The sequence below is a fragment of the Acinetobacter sp. AR_0276 genome (assembly GCF_003000705.1).
Lineage (GTDB): Bacteria > Pseudomonadota > Gammaproteobacteria > Pseudomonadales > Moraxellaceae > Acinetobacter > Acinetobacter nosocomialis.
The window spans coordinates 1962174-1983836 of the sequence record NZ_PSQO01000004.1 but is presented as its reverse complement, the minus strand read 5'-3'; the positions used below and the strand labels follow the sequence as shown (position 1 = coordinate 1983836).

At 41.5% G+C, this 21663-nt stretch carries 16 protein-coding genes and 2 tRNA genes; 4 read left to right on the top strand and 14 right to left on the bottom strand.

The features are described from left to right. Window positions 1–17: 17 nt before the first annotated feature. Window positions 18–1586, bottom strand: coding sequence for a glutamine-hydrolyzing GMP synthase (gene guaA, locus CSB87_RS10260; protein ID WP_006582315.1), 1569 nt, complete (start codon window positions 1584–1586; stop codon window positions 18–20). A 387-nt stretch (window positions 1587–1973) separates the two neighbouring features. Between guaA and CSB87_RS10255 the strand changes: the two genes are divergently transcribed. Then, window positions 1974–3191: a DUF445 domain-containing protein gene (locus tag CSB87_RS10255; protein ID WP_171057494.1), complete on the top strand. Its 1218-nt coding sequence runs from the start codon at window positions 1974–1976 to the stop codon at window positions 3189–3191. 58 nt (window positions 3192–3249) lie between these two features. On the opposite strand, the gene CSB87_RS10250 is transcribed toward CSB87_RS10255, so the two are convergent. Then, window positions 3250–3687 carry a DoxX family protein gene (locus CSB87_RS10250; RefSeq protein WP_004711072.1) on the bottom strand — a complete coding sequence of 146 codons (438 nt, stop codon included), beginning with the start codon at window positions 3685–3687 and terminating at the stop codon, window positions 3250–3252. A 194-nt stretch (window positions 3688–3881) separates the two neighbouring features. Between CSB87_RS10250 and CSB87_RS10245 the strand changes: the two genes are divergently transcribed. Next, window positions 3882–4523 carry a DedA family protein gene (locus CSB87_RS10245; RefSeq protein ID WP_002054234.1) on the top strand — a complete coding sequence of 214 codons (642 nt, stop codon included), beginning with the start codon at window positions 3882–3884 and terminating at the stop codon, window positions 4521–4523. A gap of 8 nt (window positions 4524–4531) precedes the next feature. Here the strand turns inward: CSB87_RS10245 and CSB87_RS10240 are convergent, their stop codons facing one another. The 5 genes from CSB87_RS10240 to CSB87_RS10220 all read right to left on the bottom strand — a co-directional run bounded on the left by CSB87_RS10240 (window position 4532) and on the right by CSB87_RS10220 (window position 7366). Then, window positions 4532–5122, bottom strand: coding sequence for a LysE family translocator (locus CSB87_RS10240; protein WP_004883927.1), 591 nt, complete (start codon window positions 5120–5122; stop codon window positions 4532–4534). A gap of 214 nt (window positions 5123–5336) precedes the next feature. Further along, on the bottom strand, window positions 5337–5723 hold the full coding sequence (locus tag CSB87_RS10235) for a hypothetical protein (RefSeq protein WP_002054173.1): 387 nt from the start codon (window positions 5721–5723) through the stop codon (window positions 5337–5339). Between the two features lie 10 nt (window positions 5724–5733). Beyond that, window positions 5734–6576, bottom strand: coding sequence for a ParA family protein (locus CSB87_RS10230; RefSeq protein WP_002054248.1), 843 nt, complete (start codon window positions 6574–6576; stop codon window positions 5734–5736). A gap of 77 nt (window positions 6577–6653) precedes the next feature. Beyond that, the gene (locus tag CSB87_RS10225) at window positions 6654–7046 is read right to left on the bottom strand and encodes a SirB2 family protein (protein WP_006581265.1); all 393 of its coding nucleotides are present in this window, start codon (window positions 7044–7046) and stop codon (window positions 6654–6656) included. An 11-nt stretch (window positions 7047–7057) separates the two neighbouring features. Continuing rightward, window positions 7058–7366 carry a BolA family protein gene (locus CSB87_RS10220; RefSeq protein WP_000051228.1) on the bottom strand — a complete coding sequence of 103 codons (309 nt, stop codon included), beginning with the start codon at window positions 7364–7366 and terminating at the stop codon, window positions 7058–7060. Window positions 7367–7596: 230 nt separating this feature from the next. Here CSB87_RS10220 and CSB87_RS10215 point away from each other — a divergent pair. Both CSB87_RS10215 and CSB87_RS10210 read left to right on the top strand, forming a co-directional pair. Then, window positions 7597–7672: transfer RNA gene (locus CSB87_RS10215), tRNA-Gly, on the top strand. Window positions 7673–7717: 45 nt separating this feature from the next. Next, a tRNA-Gly gene (locus tag CSB87_RS10210) sits at window positions 7718–7793 on the top strand. Between the two features lie 175 nt (window positions 7794–7968). On the opposite strand, the gene CSB87_RS10205 is transcribed toward CSB87_RS10210, so the two are convergent. From CSB87_RS10205 to CSB87_RS10175, 7 genes are read right to left on the bottom strand one after another with little or no spacing between them, the layout of a single operon-like run. Continuing rightward, the gene (locus CSB87_RS10205; RefSeq protein ID WP_020992355.1) at window positions 7969–8730 is read right to left on the bottom strand and encodes a 4'-phosphopantetheinyl transferase family protein; all 762 of its coding nucleotides are present in this window, start codon (window positions 8728–8730) and stop codon (window positions 7969–7971) included. After that, complete coding sequence (locus CSB87_RS10200; protein ID WP_031952127.1) at window positions 8723–10588, bottom strand: alpha/beta fold hydrolase; 1866 nt, start codon at window positions 10586–10588, stop codon at window positions 8723–8725. The genes CSB87_RS10205 and CSB87_RS10200 overlap by 8 nt, the downstream gene beginning before the upstream one ends. A 54-nt stretch (window positions 10589–10642) precedes the next feature. Next, the gene (locus CSB87_RS10195) at window positions 10643–11914 is read right to left on the bottom strand and encodes a hypothetical protein (protein ID WP_031952125.1); all 1272 of its coding nucleotides are present in this window, start codon (window positions 11912–11914) and stop codon (window positions 10643–10645) included. Next, window positions 11911–15636: an outer membrane lipoprotein-sorting protein gene (locus tag CSB87_RS10190; protein WP_031952123.1), complete on the bottom strand. Its 3726-nt coding sequence runs from the start codon at window positions 15634–15636 to the stop codon at window positions 11911–11913. The genes CSB87_RS10195 and CSB87_RS10190 overlap by 4 nt, the downstream gene beginning before the upstream one ends. 24 nt (window positions 15637–15660) lie before the next feature. Next, window positions 15661–19620 (bottom strand): non-ribosomal peptide synthetase, encoded by a 3960-nt coding sequence (locus CSB87_RS10185; protein ID WP_031952121.1) that lies wholly within the window; start codon window positions 19618–19620, stop codon window positions 15661–15663. Then, a complete protein-coding gene (locus tag CSB87_RS10180; protein WP_002054205.1) occupies window positions 19617–19877 on the bottom strand; it encodes an acyl carrier protein in 261 nt (86 codons plus the stop codon). The genes CSB87_RS10185 and CSB87_RS10180 overlap by 4 nt, the downstream gene beginning before the upstream one ends. Continuing rightward, on the bottom strand, window positions 19874–21649 hold the full coding sequence (locus CSB87_RS10175) for an acyl-CoA dehydrogenase (RefSeq protein WP_079377824.1): 1776 nt from the start codon (window positions 21647–21649) through the stop codon (window positions 19874–19876). The genes CSB87_RS10180 and CSB87_RS10175 overlap by 4 nt, the downstream gene beginning before the upstream one ends. Window positions 21650–21663 lie beyond the last annotated feature (14 nt).

The following is a 21663-nucleotide window of genomic DNA, read 5'->3' as shown; positions in this document are numbered from 1 at the left end:
CCTGCCTTTTCATTTGCTTATTCCCACTCAATCGTTGCTGGTGGTTTAGATGACACGTCGTATACCACACGTGATACATCTTTAATTTCATTCATAATACGCGTTGAGATTTTATCAACCAATTCGTATGGTAAATGTGCAAAACGAGCTGTCATAAAGTCAACTGTTTCAACTGCACGAAGCGCAATTACCCAAGCATAACGACGGCCATCACCTACTACACCAACTGACTTAACTGGCTGGAACACAGCAAATGCTTGAGCAGTTTTGTCATACCAACCGCTGTCACGAAGCTCTTGCATAAAGATGTCATCAGCAAGACGAAGAATATCTGCATATTCTTTTTTCACCTCACCCAAAATACGAACACCTAAACCAGGGCCCGGGAATGGATGACGGTAGATCATGCTATGCGGTAAACCAAGTGTAGTACCTAATTTACGTACTTCATCTTTAAACAAGTCACGTAAAGGTTCAACCAATTCAAATGCTAAATCGTCTGGTAAACCACCTACGTTGTGGTGAGATTTAATAACGTGTGCTTTACCTTGTTTGCTTGCAGCAGATTCGATTACGTCTGGGTAAATCGTACCTTGTGCCAAGAATTTCACGCCATCAAGTTTACGTGCTTCTTCAGCAAATACTTCGATGAATTCACGACCAATGATTTTACGTTTTTTCTCTGGATCAACTTCACCGGCCAATGCAGTTAAGAAACGTTGTTCAGCATCTGCACGAATAACACGGATACCCATGTTTTCAGCAAACATTTGCATCACTTGATCGCCTTCGTTTAAACGAAGTAAACCATTATCAACAAATACACATGTTAACTGATCGCCAATTGCTTTGTGCAAAAGTGCAGCAACAACAGATGAGTCAACACCACCAGAAAGACCCAAAAGAACCTTTTCATTACCGATTTGTTCACGTAATTGTTCTACACGTAAATCGATAATGTGTTCAGGTGTCCAAAGGCCACCACATCCACAAATTTTATGAACGAAGTTTGCAAGTAACTCTTCACCTTTTGCCGTGTGCGTTACTTCTGGGTGGAATTGCACGCCATAGAAACGACGTGCTTCATCACTTACAGCAGCAACTGGACAACTTGGTGTGCTTGCAGTAATTGTAAAGCCTTCTGGAATTTTGCTCACTTTGTCGCCGTGGCTCATCCAAACGTGTAACTGGTTTTCGCGGTCTTGTAAGTTGCCAATAAGTTGGTCACGTTTAACGATATCAACTTCGGCATAACCAAACTCATGTACAGTACCCGGCTCAACTTTACCGCCTAACTGTTCAGACATGGTTTGTAAACCATAGCAAATACCCAATACTGGAACACCTAATTCAAACACCACTTGCGGTGCTCGCGGGCTGCCCTCTTCATGCACACTCTCAGGTCCACCTGATAAAATGATACCGTTTGGCTTAAAAGCACGGATGTCTTCTTCAGACATATCAAAGGCATACATTTCAGAGTAAACACCAGCTTCACGTACACGACGTGCAATGAGCTGACTATATTGAGAGCCGAAATCCAGGATCAGGATACGATCTTCAGTAATTTGAGTATTGGTAGTCATGACAAACCACTAAATGGCAAAAGAATTAAGCGCGCCATTTTAACATTTTTCACGCTTCGGCGCACCGCAAATCATCATATATCTTATTTTTTTCATATCAGAATCATTTCTATATTGGGATTGATCAATGTAAATTAAAATTTATTGATATTTATCAATATACTGTATACCCCTTAAAAACTTCATACACATTGATAAATTCATCACATTCTATGCAACATCGTCGTGAATTTGATGTTAAGATGACCCGATAAAACAGGCATTACCATGGAAAGGTAAATACCATTAGCGATATTTGTCTGTCCTTGAACAGTTATCCGTTTTTTTATGGCTTGTTGCCCCATATCAAAATCAATAGAAATCTAAGGAACAACAATGCTTCAAACTATGATTGCAGATTTCCAGCAACATTTTTGGTTGTATGTCTCTATTCCTTTCATGAGTGGTTTAATTGGCTATGTCACTAAAGTGATTGCCATTCAAATGATGTTCTCACCACTTGAATTTAAAGGTATTAAACCGTTTTTTGGCTGGCAAGGTATCGTGCCTCGTAAAGCTGAAAAAATGGCAACCATTGCTGTTGAACTCATGACAGCTAAGCTGATTAAACCCGAAGAAATTTTTGCTCGCCTTGACCCAAAGCGTATTGCCAAAGAAATTGAAAAACCATTAATGGCAGCAGCAGAAGATATTACGCGTGAAGTCGCGCAAGAGTATCAACCCGGTTTATGGGAAGGTATGCCTGAGTTTGCCCGCCAAAGACTGATCCGTAGAGTGCAATCAAAAGCACCGGAAATTGTCGAGCACATCATGAGTGAAGTGCAACGTGACGTAAATCGATATTTTGATATTAAGCATTTGGTGATTAGCAACTTGCTTAAAGATAAACGTCTACTCAACAATATTTTTAAGCGTGTAGGCAAACAAGAATTTAAATTCTTCAGTAACGTTGGTTTTGTATTCGGTTTTGGAATTGGTGTAATCCAAATGTTGTGCTGGATTATCACACAAGGCAAATACCCTTGGATGCTACCGATGTTTGGCGGATTTGTAGGGTTCTTTAGTGACTGGATTGCCCTACAAATGATGTTTAGACCGCTCTATCCGAAAAAGATATTGGGCTATACATGGCAAGGTCTATTTATTAAACGACAAAATGAAGTAGCAGCTGACTACGCAGCCTTAATTTCCAAACAGCTTTTAACTTCACGTCATATGATGGAAGAGTTGTTTTCAGGTACTCACTCTGCGCGTGTAATTGAGTTAGTTAACCGCCATGTTAAACAGGAAATTGATATGCAGGCAGGTGTGATTCGCCCACTTGTTGTTTATGCAATTGGCGGCGAAAAATACCAAAATATGAAAACACAGGTTGCTGAACGTATTATGCAACAGCTACCAGAAACGATGAAATATGTTGAGTCGTATGCGGAAGATGCAATGAATATTCGCAGCACTTTAATTGAACGTATGCAAAAATTAACACCATCCGAATTTGAAGGGATGTTGCGTCCCGCGTTCAAAGAAGATGAGTGGGCACTCATTGCAGTAGGAGCCGTACTTGGTTTTGTTGTTGGAGAATTACAAATCCAGTTTATGCTCTAATTTTTAAATATAAAAAAACCGGATGAATTGCTCATCCGGTTTTATTTTGTCTTGAATATTATTTTTCAATTGCATGGTCTAAGCTAATACGTCCAGCACCATGAAGCATCAAGAAGAACAAACCACCTGCCATTGCAAAGTTTTTCATAAAATGGATGCCATTATTATATTGCGCTGCTGCATCAGCACCACCTTGGTGAAACAAGAATGCAGTCAAGATACTAAAGATTCCTAGACCAAAAGCTGCAAAACGCGCTTGGAAACCAAATAACAAAGCTAAACCACCACCGAACTCAACCAAAATGACTAATGGTAGAATTCCACCTGGAACACCCATAGCTTCCATATAACCTACAGTTGCTGCATAACCGGTAATTTTCCCCCAACCAGCAACAAGAAAGATGTAAGCGATAAGAAGACGAGCAACAAGGCTAATGAAACTATCCGCGCCTGGTTGCGTTACGATATTTTTGACCACCACATTTGGATTAAACATACAGCCACCTTTATTTAAATGCTTATTTGTTGATGAACTCATTCTAGGTTTGGGACATTGATAATTAAATACTCAAAATCCATATATATCGTTGCACAAATAGGATGATCAATTTGTATATTTTTGATGTTTTATACTGACTTTCGATAGGCTCACTGCTAGGATTTGAGCACGGTTTACCACTTAATCATCTCATGGAACTTCTTGATTTTATTCTACACGTTGACCAGCATCTCGCCGAATTTATTACAAATTACGGAGTCTGGATTTATGGCATTTTATTTTTAATTATTTTTGTCGAAACCGGTCTAGTGGTCATGCCGTTCTTACCGGGAGATAGTTTATTGTTTGCAGCAGGTGCTTTAGCGGCATCTACGGGTAAGATGGATCCATGGTTACTGGGTACTCTACTTTTTATTGCAGCAGTTTTAGGCGACACTGTGAACTATCATATTGGTCGTTTTATCGGTCCACGTGTGTTTGAAATGAATTCCCGACTCATTAACAAACAGCATTTAACAAAAACTCAAGAATTCTTTGCCCGTCATGGTGGCAAAACAATTATTTTTGCTCGATTCATTCCATTTGCCCGCACCTTCGCCCCTTTTGTTGCCGGTGCTGGTAGTATGAATTATAAGTTTTTCCTGACATACAACTTAATTGGAGCATTCTGTTGGGTGGCTTCTTTTGTAACGTTAGGGTATTTATTTGGAAATATGCCAGTTGTAAAAGATAACTTTACCCATCTTATTTTCGGCATCATTATTATTAGTGTTCTACCAGGTATTATTGGATTTATCCGCGAAAAATTAAAGAACCGTAAAGCTAACGTTTAAGAGTTCCTTTAGAAGAAACGAAATACCACCGGAAGCATACACAAAATAAGTAACATAGCCGATCCTTTATATAAATGATCGGCTTTTATTTTCTGCATTGAACCCGTTAATAAAGCACGTCCAAAAATCATCCAGAAACTCGCAGCAGGAATAAGAGTCAAAGTAAAAGCAGCAAAGACCATAAGAAAATTTTCGGGCGAATTCCATGTTTCAGCTGGGAAAATACCAGCTGCAAACAGTAAGGACTTAGGATTCTTTAAAGTTGAGAAGAATAGTTGACGTGGGCGAATATTGCGATGGTTCTGGCTAAACTGTTGTAAATGTGTGGTTTTCCATAAACGGAATGCCATCCAGAATACATATAGCACACTCGTAATATGCAAAATGAGTAGCAGCGCTGGCCAGACTGGAGCTGCTAAATGAATAAATACGGCCCAAAAGCTGATGCCATAGGCATAGCCTAACCATTGCATTGGAATAAGCCAGAATGTTTTAGATAAACCTTGTGAGTGAGCTGCGGTTGCAAGTAATGCATTTGTCGGACCAGGGATAAGCAAAACAGCCAACATTGCTAATACAAAAAACCAGCTTTCAATCATAAAGTTTCCACATTGATAAAGATGCGGCAACCTTAAACGAAATAGGCAAAATATAGCAAGTTTAGTGAGTATATTGACTAGAAAAAATACAGCCACTTTAAAGTTATATTTTAAAAAAGCTTTTGATTTATATTGATTTTATTATGAAACATTTTGCTAAACTTTATTCATCACAATATGCTTTGATTAGCATATTGTGATTCAAAATTGACTATTATTTCGCCTTTTTACGAATAATAATTGGACAATTCTTAAACTGAGCAGCCTGAACAATTGCCTCTTGTTGACCCATTACACGTGAAAGTTCAGTGTTCTTGGTTGAAGAAGATTGCCCCATGTTGACAGAGATGGATGGACCGAATCCCCAACCGCCTCGTCCCCAGCCGCCACCAAGTCCAACGCCAACACCCATACCTGTACTTTTTGGAGTCTGTACACCATTGTCGATATATTGTTGAATACGGTTATATTCACTTTGCAGTTGTTGGCAACTCAAAGATTGATACTGTGTCGGAGACACATAAGTCGGTTTTACCGTCGTGGCACAAGCGCCCAATAGTAAAGTGGCTGCTGCCAAAGGCACAAGATATAAGCCTTTCATCATTTTTCTCTTATCGTTTTGGTTCAATTTCGCTGAACAATGCCTCATAAGATTGAGTCAATTTGTGTTCTGGCGCCAAGTGAGCCAAAGGTAAATTTTTCTGATGTGATTCTTTCATTAAAATTGATGGTGGTAACATGCTATTAAGTACAGGTAAACCTTCATCTTTTAACTGTTGAACCACTTCCCGCGGTAGTTTTGCTTGGGACTGGAACTGATTCACCACAATTCCCTCAATTTCCAAGCGGTCATTATGATCATCTTGCGTTTCGAGAACATTTTCAATCAATGTTTGTAACGCACGCTTTGAAAATACATCACAGTCGAAAGGAATCAGAACTTTATCTGCAGCAATTAAAGCAGACAAGGTGAAAAAGTTAAAAGCTGGTGGTGTATCAATATAAATGCGGTCATATCGTCCAATTAAGCTTTGAATTGAATCACGTAATTTATAAATTTTATGTTTGCTTTCAAGTGCATGTTCAAGAGCACCGAGCGTAGGGCTAGCCGGAAGCACATCTAGTTTTGCAAAAGATGTTGAGTGTACAAAACTGTCGAGATCTTTATTACGAGGGGCTTTTAAAATTGAGCCTATAGCATTACCAATTAGACCTTTTTGTTGATTATTCCCCAGCACATCTTCAAAGAAGTTTTCAATATTTGGTTCTAAAACTGCTTTATCAGCAGCGTATGTTGCCTCTTCACCTAAAAGGTATTGGCTAGAGTTGGCTTGAGGATCAAGGTCGATCACCAAGGTCCTTAAGCCATGTTTGGCACTAATTGCAGCCAAATTTACAGTAATACTTGATTTCCCTACACCGCCTTTTTGGTTAAACACCACACGAGTTAACATGTTTCCCTCTACATATTTTTTTTACTGTATGCAGTTTAACCTAGAGCTTAAGCAAAAAGGCAAAGAATGTAGAACAATTAAGCAAAAACCGGTTTCACGATGACCAAAATAATAATGGCAACAAATGCGATTGCACTAATAACCAAACCCGCACGGCGCTGGGCTAATAAAATAGTGTCATCCTTTTTAAAGGCTTTCATTAATGATGATAAGAGCACTAAAAATAAGATAATTTTAGCGTAAAACCACGGCTGGACCTGAAAGTTCTTCATCACCAGTAAAATTGCGCCAGTAATAAAAACCACAGTAAATGACAAATGCTGTAAAGCAACTAACACTTTACGCCCTGCTGGGTTAGGTTGTTGACCTTGTACACCAATAAACAGTGTAGAAGCGCGTAATACAAAAACCATAAGTGCGGCTGCTACCGCAGTCATATGAATAATTTTAGTGAGTAAATGTGCGTCCATAAACTAAGCCCTTAGCTCTTAGGTGCATGTGCACATTCTGGACTCGCTGGCGCTTGACCTTGCCACTCACTTGGTAAATAAGCGTGAATTGCTAAAGCATGGATTTGTCCCGGATTCATTAAATCAGAAGCCAAGGCATAAACTTTTTGATGACGTTGAACCAAACGCAAGCCGTTAAACTCTTCACTCACTACAATCACTTTAAAATGTGATTCTTTACCTGGAAAATATCCACCGTGGCCAGCAGACTCATTAATGACTTCTAAATGGCTAGGTGCAAGGGTTTGTAACCGTTCAATCAACTGTTGTTCAAGGCTCATAGCTTTTCCTTTTACGATTATTCGTATATTTAGACCTAGTATACCCTGTCTACACACAAACAAAAGTTGCTCTTGTACGCTTTGACTTCAAACAAAATGTCTATTTATTCGGCAACTTATCAATAAAAACGGCTCTAAATACTCATTTCTGTTTTTATTTTATGCAATCAGCATAATTATTTGCATAAAGTTGTTGACCCTTGTTTTGCTTAATGTATTATAAGCGGCACGCGGGAATAGCTCAGTTGGTAGAGCATAACCTTGCCAAGGTTGGGGTCGCGAGTTCGAGTCTCGTTTCCCGCTCCAAATTGGTTTTTTTTGAGAAAGTTTTAGTAAAAACTGCTCATATATGCGGGAATAGCTCAGTTGGTAGAGCATAACCTTGCCAAGGTTGGGGTCGCGAGTTCGAGTCTCGTTTCCCGCTCCAAATTTAAAAAGCCCTAGTCAAAAGACTGGGGCTTTTTTCTTTTTATCGATCCTTATTTTTTACTTTATCAATTCACAGCATAACTTACTGAGAAGAACCCGGTTCAAGTCCAACGAAAGACTTTCTAGCTTCTACCCGATTCACCTTTTTAAATTGTCAGTTATATCCATTTAATTTAGTTATATCTACAAGGTGTCGGCTTCATTGGATGCATAGATATACACGGCAATAATTGGAAACAGTCCATATTAAAGCGTTCTATATGGTGGCTCTGCTGTAAACATATGGAAAAGATAAAATTGCAATCATAAACATAGCTTTGAAAATGATATTGTTCTGTGTTTTGAGTATCCTTAGTTGCATCAAAAAACTTTATATATTCAGAAAAGACATGGAAATTAAGCTTCTTTAAATGGCTACTCATTCCTTGACCAGTACATTTAATATAGGCTTCTTTCAAGGTCCATATTTGAAAAAACCGCTGATATACGCTGAATGGGTCAATCGGTTCATTTTTCTGAATCCACTCCATTTCACTCGCCGCTAAAACGCTATCAACCCGCTTCCATTGGAACTCTCGATTCACTCGTTCAACATCAACACCGATTTCCCCTTCTTCAGTCACAGCAAGGACAATAACGTCCGATGAATGACTAAGATTAAAATAAATCGTCTTACTACCTTGTACAAAAGGTTTGCCGTTCGGTTGTAATTGAATATTGACTTGATGGGCTGAAATACCCAGCTTATCTGCTAGAACAGACTTCGTTAAGACACGAGAAATTAAGAAAAGACGTGCTGCCTGAGGAAGATATTGATCATATCTCAACTTTTCTGCGGCATTGAGAAAGCTGAGATAATGACTCAATATGAGATGGTTATCTGGTACCCGTGAAACTGGGCAAATATAAACCTGCACTTGGGGTATATCAGACATCACTAAGTTGTGCTGTAGTACTGATATACTTTGTCAGAACCGGTGTGAGGTAATCATAAACCGCTTCTACATGGGTAATGTGTGGATTATGACCTGCGCCAGCAATGATATGTACAGGAATATCAGGACTTATTGGGGTAACAATTGGATTTTTCTCTCCAATAATAATCTCGACTTTAGATCGAAGCTCATTGAGCAGAGTAGTTTGAGCGGCTCGTTGCTGTGGCAAATTAACGAGATGCATATACTCGCTAATATGCTTAGATACTGGTACACGGCATAATGAATCCATCGCATAGCCCACTGACGGATTTTTTTGTCCATCTGGATGCAGATCTTTAGCAATGATATCTTTCGGCACAAAACGGAAAATTAAATTAGAGATGGCCTGTATTTGGAATATTTTAGCAGCCCGCGCCTGAACAAAATAAGGTGATATCAGGATAAGGCGAGCAACTTTATCTGGATATTTCTTTGCAAGATTTAATGCGAAAAGACACCCTAACGAGTGAGCAATCACAACACTATTTGGTGCTAAAAGCTTTGAAGCAACATCAATAAATTGATGGTTGTTATCTTCCATTATCTCATAACTACCTGAACGCCCAAGTCCAGGTAGGTCCATCATAGCGACCTGATCATAGGTGATTTTATTAATGATTGGGAGCCAACATGTGCTATCGAATGGAATACCGTGTAAAAATAATGCAGAAGATTTTTCTGAACCAACTGGTTGTTTAGTATAGATTTCTGTCCAATATCGATTCTGATAGCTGAAACAGCTAGGCGTTGGAGCTTGCATACGACCAAAACGTGTAAGTACCAGACGATCAATCCAACGAGAAAAATAAGGACTGGTATTTATTAGGTCTGCGATACCCATCTTAACAGCTATCTTTTCTGTCTCAGCGACATGATAGTTTTCATTAGAAATAAAAGCGAGCTGCTCTTTTGAGCCACCAAGCAATACCTCAGGTAATTTCTCGAGCAGAACTTTAGGTATTTGCAAATGTGGTGCGCTAACCCCTAAGTGCTCGGCAGCTAGGTTAACTAGACGATGACATTTAGGTGTCGCAGGATCAAGTAATACATACTCCTGAGCAATAGTCTCAGGAAAAGATATCGTTCGGATGAGAAAGCTCACGATATATTGCATATTGCACAGTGGCAGGAATGTATCACTCCCACCAGGCAGCGCCAGCAGACGTCCTTGATATAACTTATCAATCATTTCGGCAATACCAATATATTGCATATCACCATAAGTATAAAAACCATCAATGACTGTCGCCGGATTTATTGCGGTCCATGGCACATTTAAACGCTTACATGTCTCAATAAAAGCTTGATGCCCTAAAATTTTCGAAGCTTCGTAACCACCATATTTATAATACAAATCATCAGCAGACTCTTGCGGCGGGGTAGCGACACGATATCCACCAATCCAGATAAATCGCTCAAGCTGTTTCAATGTCGCAGCCCATTCAATCAGAGCAAGTCCTGATTTAACATTCGTACGCTGAGCTTCAACTTTGCTAATGCCCCAATTAAATGATGCTGCAAGATGATAAACAACATGGATCTTTTTTTGAGCATCCGTTAGTAGAGAGTCCAACTTAAAGTCATGACTTAAATCATACTCAACAAAAGAAATAGATGGATCTGTCAGCCCTTGTGTTGCAATGAAACCTAATAGCTTTTCTTTCTTAGTTGCCGCATTGCGTAGTGCAGCAATCACCTGATGACCTTCTCGTAGAAGTTCAACGATCAATCTACTGCCAATAAAACCTGCTGCACCTGTTACTAATATGGTCTTCCGTGAAAAATTATCTTTTTTTGCATTATTTAAATTATTCATAAATCACCTTAATTAGGGACTGCAAACTCCAGCATTGTTTTGGAGCGAATTATCTTAAAAGTTATATCGAACCTGGGCATACACCAGACTGTTATCTCTAAATTGTCCTAACACCGTATCATTTCTGCCCCAGAATCGATCGCCACCTGCATTCAGCTGCCAGTGATCATTGAGGTTGTAATTAATACGTACTCTTAGTAACTCATTCGGTTTGGGCGAAAAATAGAACCCTGTTACTTCTAATTTTAAATTATCATTCAGCAGGTTAAGTGCATAGCGCAGCATAGCTCCATACTGATTTTGCTGATATTGATCACTAATTGTTTGCTGATAACGGTAAACTTCTCTTAATAATGGATCTGTCAAGCTATCGGCAGACCTTACGTCCTCTGTATGTTTGTACACACCCATTAAGCTTAGCGTAGTATTTTTTAATGACCATTCTGGTCCCATGACCACGGTTAAATTATTTTTCTTATGTGTAAGATCTTCGCTGCCATCCGAGTCAGTCTTTGTATATGCAGCTTCACCACGCCACACGATATCGTTACGGTTATAACTGAAATCAATCCCATAGACAGACATAGGATTATTTTTCAATTGTAACGTTGCTCCTGTTGGAGATAACGACTGCAATGACAGATCAGGCATGTGATCTAAACCTGAAAAATACGATGCACCTACATCTAGACCATCTACGGAATAATCCCAACGCACTGCAAACGCAGGACGGCTCTTACGGTCTATGTCATACTGAACACCAGCAATCTGACGCAATGGAATCACATCTGAACGGCTACGCGGATACCATAATGCCGTCCATTTATTAGTTCCAGATTCAGGAATATACGTCAATTTGAGTGCATCATTTCCAAGACGCTGATCTGTCTCATCTGGTACTAAACGCGTATAGTCACGAGGTGATAGATTATCCGTTGGGTTAATCCCATCAGCTCTCCCCCAGACCACAATCTGGCGACCAAAGTCGAAATAAAACGTTTGATCCCAGTTATAAGATGCATACAACTCACGTAAGTTGCGATTCACCTTACTCACCTGATCCGGATTTACAGTATGGTCCGTTTCGTCTCCAATATTTATATCGTAATGGATCTTAAACGCTGGGTTAAACTTAAGCGTACCATTGGACCAGAAACTTGCTTGCCCAATATTTTTTAACGAACTTAAATCACGATCTGATGACCACACATCGAGTCTGACCGAGTTCTGGCTTACAAAACTAATTTCGCTGTCATCTGCATAAGCATATTGCAGTAGCATAAAGCTACTACAGCATGCAAATACCCAATAGGCACCTTGCGTCATTTTTCAAGGCTCTGCGGTGAGAAAAGCTTATCGGATAAAGTTTTTTCTGCGACAAAATCATTGACGATCACTTGCGTCATATGTTGAGTTTGCAAGTTTTTCGCCATAGATTTCATAGCCTGCCATCTTGGTTTCACTTTGCCGTAAGGACGGATATCGGTGAACTCAATGTGCTTTAACGGCTTACCTGCGGTATCCCAAATGTCGATGGTTGCTGTAACAAAGTTGTCTTTGAGTATGCACATGCGACGTTTGCTATAACCAAAGTCACTCTTCACCGTATTATTGATTGGCGTTGCTTCAATCATGTAGCAATCTTTACCATTAAATTTACCATCTGCCAGTTTAGTGTACTTCCAGTCACTGAGCTTATAGCCAAGTACATCACCATAACTAAAATCGGTACCAATAAAAGCATCGCCCTTATTCGCTGATGCTAGTCGACGTACTTTTTTCAATGCAGGCAAATAGACAAACATGCTATCACTGCCTTTTGCATTTTCAATCAACAGTGTCGTAGTTCCTTGGACATCCGCTGGCGAGATGAACTCAGTCAAACGCATATTGTTCTGAGTATTTCCAGCAAGCTTGGTCATATTTTTAGTCATACGTACACGTTGCTCACCATTTTTAGACGTCAAAATAAATTTGGCGCTAGCAGTTGAAGACAAGAACTTAGAGGCATCATCACTACGATTAACAATATCTTGAGCCTCATCTGCATGTGATGTTTTAGGTAGTGAAAAAGTAAGTGCCGTACCCAACAAAAGGCTTGTCACGACAGTTTGTGCAACAGGAATGCTCTTCTTATTTGAAGAAAAGATAAAACGTGGTTTTAGCATCAAAATCATTGTAGGTACCATAATTAAGGTTGCAAATACACTGAAAAGCATCGCAATCACAATAAACAGCGCTAGCCATTGATGTACGTGGAAGCCCTGTGATAAGGACAGTACACCATAACCACCAGCAACCGCAGTCGCGACGAAAAGAGAAGCCTTACCAGCTGTACTTAAGGTTTTACGAACAGCATCTTTGATATCTCCGCCTTCTTCACGCAAGATTTCACGCAAGCGATAGAGGAAGTAGATGGCGTAATCCGCACCGATACCAACAGCCATGGCCGAGATGAGAGAGTTTGGAATATTGAGGGGAATATTGAGCCAACCCATTACTCCAAAGATCGCAAGAATTGAGAATAGAAGGGGTGTCAGAACGATCAGCCCAGCTGAAAGTGAACGGAAGACCAAAGCTGATATAAAGAAGACAGCAAATGAAATTTGTAGAATATTCATGAGTTTGCCGTGAACCATTGTTTCAGTTAAAGCAATAGTCTGAGTCACGTCACCACCAAAACTTACTACAGCTTTATCACCGAACTGACCTGCCATATAAGTTTTTAACGATTCAAGGATTTCTGTAATGCGATGATTACTACCTGTTTTCATCAGAATCGTAATCTTGGCATAGCGCTGAGTGGTATCAATGTAGGAATCAAAATCCGTCGGCTCACCAGACATTGAATACAACAGTAAATACTGAGCGACAACATCTTTGGTTGCAGGAACCTGAAATGCCTGTGGCTGATCGGCATTCATGGCCTGATTCATCCGTTTGATATAGTCCACAATAGAGATTGTTTTACCGACCTCTGGAATTGAATTCGCGAACTTTTCTGTATTATCAATTGCTTTGAGAATTTCAGGGTTTTCGATACCATCACGAACTTTAGTATCGACCATAATGTATAGGCTATTTGTTCCACCAAGAGACTGATTCAAAAATCTGTCGTCTTGCTGCATTGGTAGGTCACGCGAGAAGAAATTTCGACTATCGTTATCTACTACAATACGGCTGGTACCGATAGCAAGTAAGGCACCTACTACCGCAATCGCAGTCATTAACATCATTCGCGGACGAACTGACAAAATAGCATCACCAATACGGTTTGGAATCCAATCCCATATCGGTAGACCTTTACGTTTGACCTTCGTAGCAGAAGGTGGTGGCAACATCGAGCGCAGTGCCGGAATAAAAGTCATCTCAATCACGAGTGTACTAATGATCCCGATCCCAGTAAAAATACCGAATGAACGAATAGTCGGAATATTGAAAGTTAACAGAGAGAAGAACCCGGCTGCTGCAATTCCGCCAGCCAATATCATAACCGGACCCACACGGACCAGAGATTGAACAACAGCTTCACTATTGGCAGCTTTAGGCTCCATCCCTTGAGCAAGCAAGCGGTCAAAGTCTTCGTAGTACCGCTTTAACAACTGTACGGCATGACCTGCTGCGATGGCCAAAATCAAAATTGGTGTAGGTGAGTTAAAAATATCCATCGGCTGTTTAAATAGGCCCATCATGCCCATACCCCATGCCACAGACAGCAAAGCTGTAACGAGTGGCAAGATCAACCCCTGCTTACTGCGAAATGCTTCAAAGTGCAATAAACCGATCACCAACACAGCAATTGGGAACAAGATATTGATACGCTTAGAATAATCTTCAGCTTTATCGAGATAGACGGGATTGCCACCAACACTGATGGTCATATCTTTGGATTGTTCGCTCTCTACAATTTTGTTGATTGGAGCCATCATCTTCTGGAAGCCTTCCGGGCTTTCCTCAAGCTCAAGCAAAATTGCAGCAGTTCTTTGATCTTTAGATACGACTGAATTCATATAGGTCGGGTTCATTGCCAACATTTTTTTCAAATGATCGATATCGTCCTGAATTACAGAACTGGTTGGCAATAATTTCTTGGCATCAAACCCTTCCGAATTAGCCATGATCCCTTTGGCTTGGCGTGCAGCCAGACTCATCATCGTAGAACGAACTACGCCAGGTGCATTGTCAACTTCTTCGGTAATATGTTTAACTTTTTCTAATACTTGCGGCTGATAAATATCACCTTGTTTCGGTGTAATGCCGATCACGACCATATACTTGGAACCGAATTTCTTTTCGATCAGTTTGGTCGAGGTGATATAAGGATGCCCATTAGGTGCAAGTGCGCCCGGATCAATAATAATTTTTACGCCCGATGCGAGATATGCCAAGACAATCGTTAAGAGCATGACTACGGTCAGCACAATACGGCGATGGCTGAGAATCCAACGCGCATATTTTTCCATCACTGGATGAGTCTTTTGAAGTGGTGTTTCGATCTCGTGTGATTTTTTATCGGCCTCTTGTGCTGGCTCTTCAATCTCTTGTGATGGCTTCTCGATCTCTTGCGACGGTTCTTCGATCTCCTGTGCTTGCTGACTCACTGCCTCATAGGTTCCACCCTTTTTGGCCAGTGCTTGGAGATTAATAAGATCTTTCTTGAACTGGGCAAGAACCATCTTTTTTAGCAGTGCATCGGGAAAGACACCAAAAAAGCCGCCTGGTTCCGCCACAAAAAGCCACTCAATCCATGTACCTTCTGGATGCGGTTTAAAGTGGTAAGTACCCGTATAAAGAAAAGGGCCTTCTAGCACTTGAAAGGCATATAATTTGTTGGGTACCAGATGGGTAATTTCACCTTTAAAGGCCAACTCACGACCAGCAAAGGTCAAACCGATTTCATACCTACTGCCCACACGCGGAGTATTATCTAGTAGCTCAGAATGCTTACATGACAATTGCCAGCTTGCATCATGACCCGGGTTGGCAAGATATTTAAAGACCTTGTCAATATCGCCTGGTATGAGGAAAGCATGTTCTATGGTCACCATAGTGGTTCTACCTTCTTATATTTTTTATGCAGGAACTGGATACATCTGATCAATTGTCTGGGCCACAGCCGCCACGTTCTCAGCGAACATAATCGATGAATGGTCACCAGGCAGATCCACTTGTGTAAGCGTATCTTTGATCAGTTGATCCCAACCGAGGCTTTCCCCGAAATCTTCCATCTCATCTTTAGCCTTGACCAAGAGGATCGGAAAATCTTCAGGTTCTGGGAAATAGGTCTGGAGTGCGACGCCATTAGCCAAATAAGTGTCAAAGTAAAGTCGGAAATCTGATGGATTAGCATCCAAAGGTATAACATTGATAGCTTTAGCTTCTTTAAGCACATGATCAAACATGTGATCTGAACTTAATTCGCGCAAGTATTGCGCTGGGATCGTCAACTTTTTCCCATAAGGGACAGCTAAATCACGAGCAAACCAAGACAAGAGCATGGCATCATCGGCATCTTCAGGTACATTTTCTGGAATTGGAGCACGAGTATCGATCATGACAATCCCTGTGACCTGCTGCCCCATTTGACGCAACTGACGACTGATCTCGTATGCAATCGCACCACCAAAGCACCATCCACCGAGCAAATAAGGCCCCTGAGGCTGCATCTTTTGCATTTCAGCAATATAGAGTGTCGCCATTTCTTCAATGGCTACTTCAGCGGCATCTGCTTCAATCAATCCTGGAGACTGAATAGCACGTAAAGTACGATTCGGATTGAGATGACGCGAAAGCTCCATATAACAGAAAGTACTACCACCAATCGGATGGAACAGCCACAACGGTTGTTCATAGGTTCCACGACGTAATTCGATTACGATGGAAGGTTTGATTTCTTTATTTTCACGGATGATCTCGCCTAAACTTTCTACAGTGGAGTACTGTGCTAGTAAGGCAACTGATAATTCGGTACCAAATACCTTCTTGAGATGATTGACAAGCTTCACCGCAAGTAATGAATGCCCGCCTAACTCAAAGAAATCATCATGTATACCCACTCGCTTAACTGACAAAATCTGCTCAAAGGTAGTACATAGCTCGATTTCGATCGAATCTCGTGGTGCAACATAATCATTGCTCTGCTCAAACACTTGCTCAGGGAACGCCTTACGATCTATTTTGTTACTACCCGTCATTGGAAATTCATCCAATCGGATAAACGTACTTGGCACCATATAAGCTGGGAGATGGAGTTGCAGGGTCTTTTTCAAACCTGCCATGTCAATGTCATGTCCAGTCACATAAGCTACTAATTTCTGATCGTTGTCGGCAGTGGTCTTAACCAACACTACTGCATCTGTAATACCATCGATCTGTTTGAGAACATTCTCGATTTCACCCAGTTCAATACGGAATCCACGGATCTTGACTTGGAAGTCCAGACGTCCGTGATGGGTCAAACGCCCATCCATACGCAAACAGACTTTATCTCCAGTACGATAAAGTCGACCAGCATTTGGTAGAGATGGTAAGGTTCTGAATTGTGTATTTGTGAGCTCAGGTCGATGCCAGTAATCAATTGCTAGACCATCGCCTCCAATCCAGAGCTCTCCCATAACACCGCGTGGGACCAACCGCTGTTGTTCATCAAGAACATAGAGCTGGGTGTTCGCCATTGGCTGGCCTAAATCAATCAATTTTGCATCGGTAATGTGAGCTGCACTGGACCATACTGTAGTTTCGGTCGGACCATAGATATTCCAGAGACAACTTACTTTGCCCAAAAGTTTTTCTGCAAGTATAGGATCGAGTGCCTCGCCGCCACTAATTGCAGTCATACCCGGAATACCGTTCCAGTCGCTATCTAAAAGCATTTTCCAAGAGGCTGGTGTTGCCTGCATAATATTGATCGACTTCGCCTGCATATAGTCCACCAGCAAGTTACCATCTAGCGATACCTCACGTGGGCAGACGTGTACCACACCGCCGTACATCAACGGAATCAATAGCTCAACAACAGAAATATCAAAGGCATAAGTCGTAATCGCCAATAACTGCATATCTGGCGTTGCTTGCAGCCTATCATTCACAGACAGCAAGAAATTAGCCATTGAAGGATGCCCAATACGCACACCTTTAGGCTTCCCTGTCGAACCTGAGGTGTACATCACATAAGCGGTATCTCCAAAGGCAAGTGTCTCACGCACTTGCTCAAGAGGTACAACACCAGCTCGATTAATATCTAAACGAGGCACAGAAACATTAACAGCATCCATTAACTCGGCTTGAGTCAAGATGACTTTAGGTTCAGCGTCTTCTACGATGTTATGCAGACGTTCTCTTGGGAAACTAGGATCTAATGGCACATATGCTGCTCCTGCCGCCCAAATTCCGAGGATTGCAGCAGGCAATAGCGTAGTACGGTCTAACATCAGACCTACACGATCACCATTGGTAATATTGTGTGCACGCAAATATTCAGCGATACCAGCGATATGCTGACCTAACTCATGATAGCTGACAGCATGATCTCTGCAGGTCGTAGCATAGTTGTCACCACGCTCGTCAATCTGCTTCAGAATCATTGCCAATAAATCATGCTTAGAATAGTCCGTAACCTGACCATGTAGATAGCCTAGCTGGATGTTATTCGCATAACTAGGAGCAATATCTAACTCAATGAGCTTACGCTCAGGATGGGTCACCATCTCCGATAGTATGATTTGCAGCAGTTGCACCATATTCTCGGCAGACTCTGCAGAGAATATTTCGGAATTGTATTTCAGTACACCAACCAGTTCACCCTGATATTCACCCCCCATTTCCAGCATAATGTCTAATTGACCTTCTTGCTGGCGAACTGGAAAGCTTCCTAAAGTCAGGTCTTGACCAACTAATGTAGCTGGATTCTGGATTGGTAAGAGTAGTTCCTTAAACTCATCCATGCCGCCTAGACGTTCCCAGAACATTCCCACCTGAGCCAATGGGTTAATACTGCCATCGCGCTTTGGTGAGACAGCCTCAACTACTCTAGAAAAGGCAACTTTTTGATGTTTTAGGCTTTGTTTTAATTGTTCTTGGACCTGTTGCGTAAATTGGCGTAAGGTTTGATCAGCATCAATGTCTACATGAAGAGCTATTGTATTGACAAATTGCCCAAGCGCATTACGCAAAGAACGCTCAAGCCTACCTGCTACTGCTGTGGCAATAACTAGATTATTTTCATTTGATAGTTTGTTCAGTAGGATATAAAAGCCAGATAGTACAAGACCAAACAATGTGATATCATAATCTTTCGCCAAGCTCACAAGCCCAGATGATACTGACTCAGGCACACGGAAAATCACCGAGCTACCTTTATGTTGCTGCACAGCTGGACGTGGGTAATCAAGCGGAATACTATGCACATGTGGTGCGTGCTGTAACGCATTTTTCCAGAAAAGTAGGCTTTCATCAGCATCGTCGGTCGCATTGTTCTTCTGCTTATCCGCATACTGTGCGAACTCAATTCCGTCTACTGCATTTGACTCTGTAATTAGTCCAAAGCGCTTGCAGACATCACGCAGCAACAGACCAATTGACCAGAAATCCATTAAGGCATGATGAATCACAACTGCAACCACATAATGATTCTGACCACGTTCATAACAATGAATACGCCACAATGGTGGTTGAGTCAGGTCAAATGGTTGCTTGGTATCTTGTTCAACCAATTGCGTCAAATCAGAAGCTTCAACATGTCGAGCATCAGTGAAAATAATATTAGGATACACGCGATCCCAGATAAGTTGCTCAATCCCCTGTTCATTGGCAGGCATGCTTACACGCAATAGCGGGTAATCATCCATCACCGCTTCCAAAATCTCCATCGGTTTGTTGCCTAATGGTTGATTGACCTTTACATCAAAGGCCACCACCATATTGTAGGCACTGCAAGTTGGCTCAAAACGTTGGATATACCAAATACCAAGCTGCTCTGCAGAAATCGCGTGACGTGACAGAATTTTTGGCTCTAGGTGTGCAATGTTATTCATGAAGCAACCCCCTGTTGCAACTCAGAAACAAGATATTCGGCCAATGTATTAATTGTTGGGTAATCCCATAGTAATGTCGGCTCAAGCTCCAGTTTTGTCAGATCTTCTAAATCCCCAGAGACAGACAAAGCAACGATCGAATCAAGACCATAACTGGTAAATTTTTGCTCTGGATCAATCGTCTCAGGCTCTACACGCATTTCTTTGGCTACTAGTGTACGAATGATCGCGCTCCAGTAAGCTTTATCCTTATTCATGGGGTAATCTCCTCTTTAACTGGTTTGGCATCGCGCGGTGCCAATGCAAAATCGATAACAGATAACATATGGTTAGTTGAAATTCGGTCTAGCAAATCTGCCAATGTGCTTTCACGTACTGATGCCATAGGAGGAGATGTCTCTCCTTCAGCGGTATTTAAGAAAATGATCAGCCATGCACCATCCTGCAAAGCAGGCCTTAAACCATGACGGTTAAAAACCCAGAAACCCAGCACAGCAATGCGGGCAAACAGCTCGGCGTAGCCACGGGCAAGGCTAAAGCGCAGCGTTTCAAATTCGTTGCTTTGCTCAGAGTTTGAAAAGTAATCCTGAATTTTTTGATCCAATGAGCGCTGTTCAACAAGCAACTGGTTTGCTCGCTCACGTAGTGTAGAAAGCGTTTGGGTAGACAATCCTGCTGTGACATCGGTATTGTTGAGCATTTCGATGATTGTCCCGAGCGACTCCATTACCAAGTCACCATCTCGGTTAAAAATCTCAAGCTCACGAAAATCAATAGCCCCTGTCTCTACCTGCAAGTCATACAACTGGCGATAGCGTGCTTTAGCTTCGGCTTGATTGAGTTGATCGGCTTTTTTACTACGACCTTTATTGGCAGACTTGAGCTGAAAACTCAGGCTGTCTAGACAGACGGTACTGCTACCATCAAATACACTAACAATCAGATGGTCTCTGAATGCTTTTTGGTACATTCCATCAGCATATGCATTTCTTAAGAAAAAACGTGAGCCAAGCACTGAAGAAGTGATCTTGGCAAGCGACTCTACATACTCAGGTACTACGACCTTGACGATTGGTGACCATGTACTGAATTGATTGATACAAACATGTAATCCACGCGCACCAACGAGTGATAACACCTCAGCCGCTAAAAGATAAGCATAGGCGGTGGCGAGTTGCTCACGCACTAGCGGAATGTTTATCACTTTTTTGTTATATAACTCGCGCTCAATAGCAAATTCGGTCGCGATACGTAGCATCGTGTCACCCGCTCCGAGCGAGAAACTACTGCAATATGCACGTGTTACCTGTAGTGTCTTGAGACCAAGCTCCAAGCCCTGGCCTTCTTCACCGATTAGAGCGTCTTTGTGAATTTCAGCATTATTAAAACCAATACCGCTAATATCTAGACCACGCATACCCACTGTTGGCAGACGGTTCAGGCTATACGTTCCTTTGGAAGCCATTTGACGCTTATCGAGCCAGAATGCACTCAAACTACGCGGTCCACGATCATTCGATGTTTTAGCAATCAGACTTAAAGAGTCACCTAAAGTGGCGCGATTGATCGACCATTTTTCGCCATTTAAGACATACTTGCTTTCACCAGATTGTGCAGTCACTTCACTAGATAACAGATCTGCACCATGTGCTTTTTCACTATAAGCTAGTGCTGGCGCAGCACCACTTAAAATTCGGTTAGCGATGTTTTGACATTGATTCGCATTACCACCGATCCATACGATCACAGACCAAGCATTCGTACTATAGGTCGAATTGATGGTTAGATCGCGTCGTGCTAACACACGATGCAGATATAACAACTCTTCACCAATTTCCATGCGCCCCCCAAGTTCTGAAGGTACATAGAAACGGTTCATGCCCACCGCATTCAGAAAATCAACAGCACGCTGAGGATACTGTTCCTTTTCATCACGCTCGATGGCAGCGGACCAAGAAAAATCATTGTTGGTATCATGTACGGAGCCTAAAATTTGCTCCAGACGAGCAGCAGATTGAAACTGCCGCAAATTGGAAGTAAGTG

Bases quoted from the DNA above. Each gene is read 5' to 3' on its own strand.
- guaA (WP_006582315.1), bottom strand. From the start codon at position 1,586: ATGACTACCAATACTCAAATTACTGAAGATCGTATCCTGATCCTGGAT.
- CSB87_RS10255 (WP_171057494.1), top strand. From the start codon at position 1,974: ATGATTGCAGATTTCCAGCAACATTTTTGGTTGTATGTCTCTATTCCT.
- CSB87_RS10250 (WP_004711072.1), bottom strand. From the start codon at position 3,687: ATGTTTAATCCAAATGTGGTGGTCAAAAATATCGTAACGCAACCAGGC.
- CSB87_RS10245 (WP_002054234.1), top strand. From the start codon at position 3,882: ATGGAACTTCTTGATTTTATTCTACACGTTGACCAGCATCTCGCCGAA.
- CSB87_RS10240 (WP_004883927.1), bottom strand. From the start codon at position 5,122: ATGATTGAAAGCTGGTTTTTTGTATTAGCAATGTTGGCTGTTTTGCTT.
- CSB87_RS10235 (WP_002054173.1), bottom strand. From the start codon at position 5,723: ATGAAAGGCTTATATCTTGTGCCTTTGGCAGCAGCCACTTTACTATTG.
- CSB87_RS10230 (WP_002054248.1), bottom strand. From the start codon at position 6,576: ATGTTAACTCGTGTGGTGTTTAACCAAAAAGGCGGTGTAGGGAAATCA.
- CSB87_RS10225 (WP_006581265.1), bottom strand. From the start codon at position 7,046: ATGGACGCACATTTACTCACTAAAATTATTCATATGACTGCGGTAGCA.
- CSB87_RS10220 (WP_000051228.1), bottom strand. From the start codon at position 7,366: ATGAGCCTTGAACAACAGTTGATTGAACGGTTACAAACCCTTGCACCT.
- CSB87_RS10205 (WP_020992355.1), bottom strand. From the start codon at position 8,730: ATGTCTGATATACCCCAAGTGCAGGTTTATATTTGCCCAGTTTCACGG.
- CSB87_RS10200 (WP_031952127.1), bottom strand. From the start codon at position 10,588: ATGAATAATTTAAATAATGCAAAAAAAGATAATTTTTCACGGAAGACC.
- CSB87_RS10195 (WP_031952125.1), bottom strand. From the start codon at position 11,914: ATGACGCAAGGTGCCTATTGGGTATTTGCATGCTGTAGTAGCTTTATG.
- CSB87_RS10190 (WP_031952123.1), bottom strand. From the start codon at position 15,636: ATGGTGACCATAGAACATGCTTTCCTCATACCAGGCGATATTGACAAG.
- CSB87_RS10185 (WP_031952121.1), bottom strand. From the start codon at position 19,620: ATGAATAACATTGCACACCTAGAGCCAAAAATTCTGTCACGTCACGCG.
- CSB87_RS10180 (WP_002054205.1), bottom strand. From the start codon at position 19,877: ATGAATAAGGATAAAGCTTACTGGAGCGCGATCATTCGTACACTAGTA.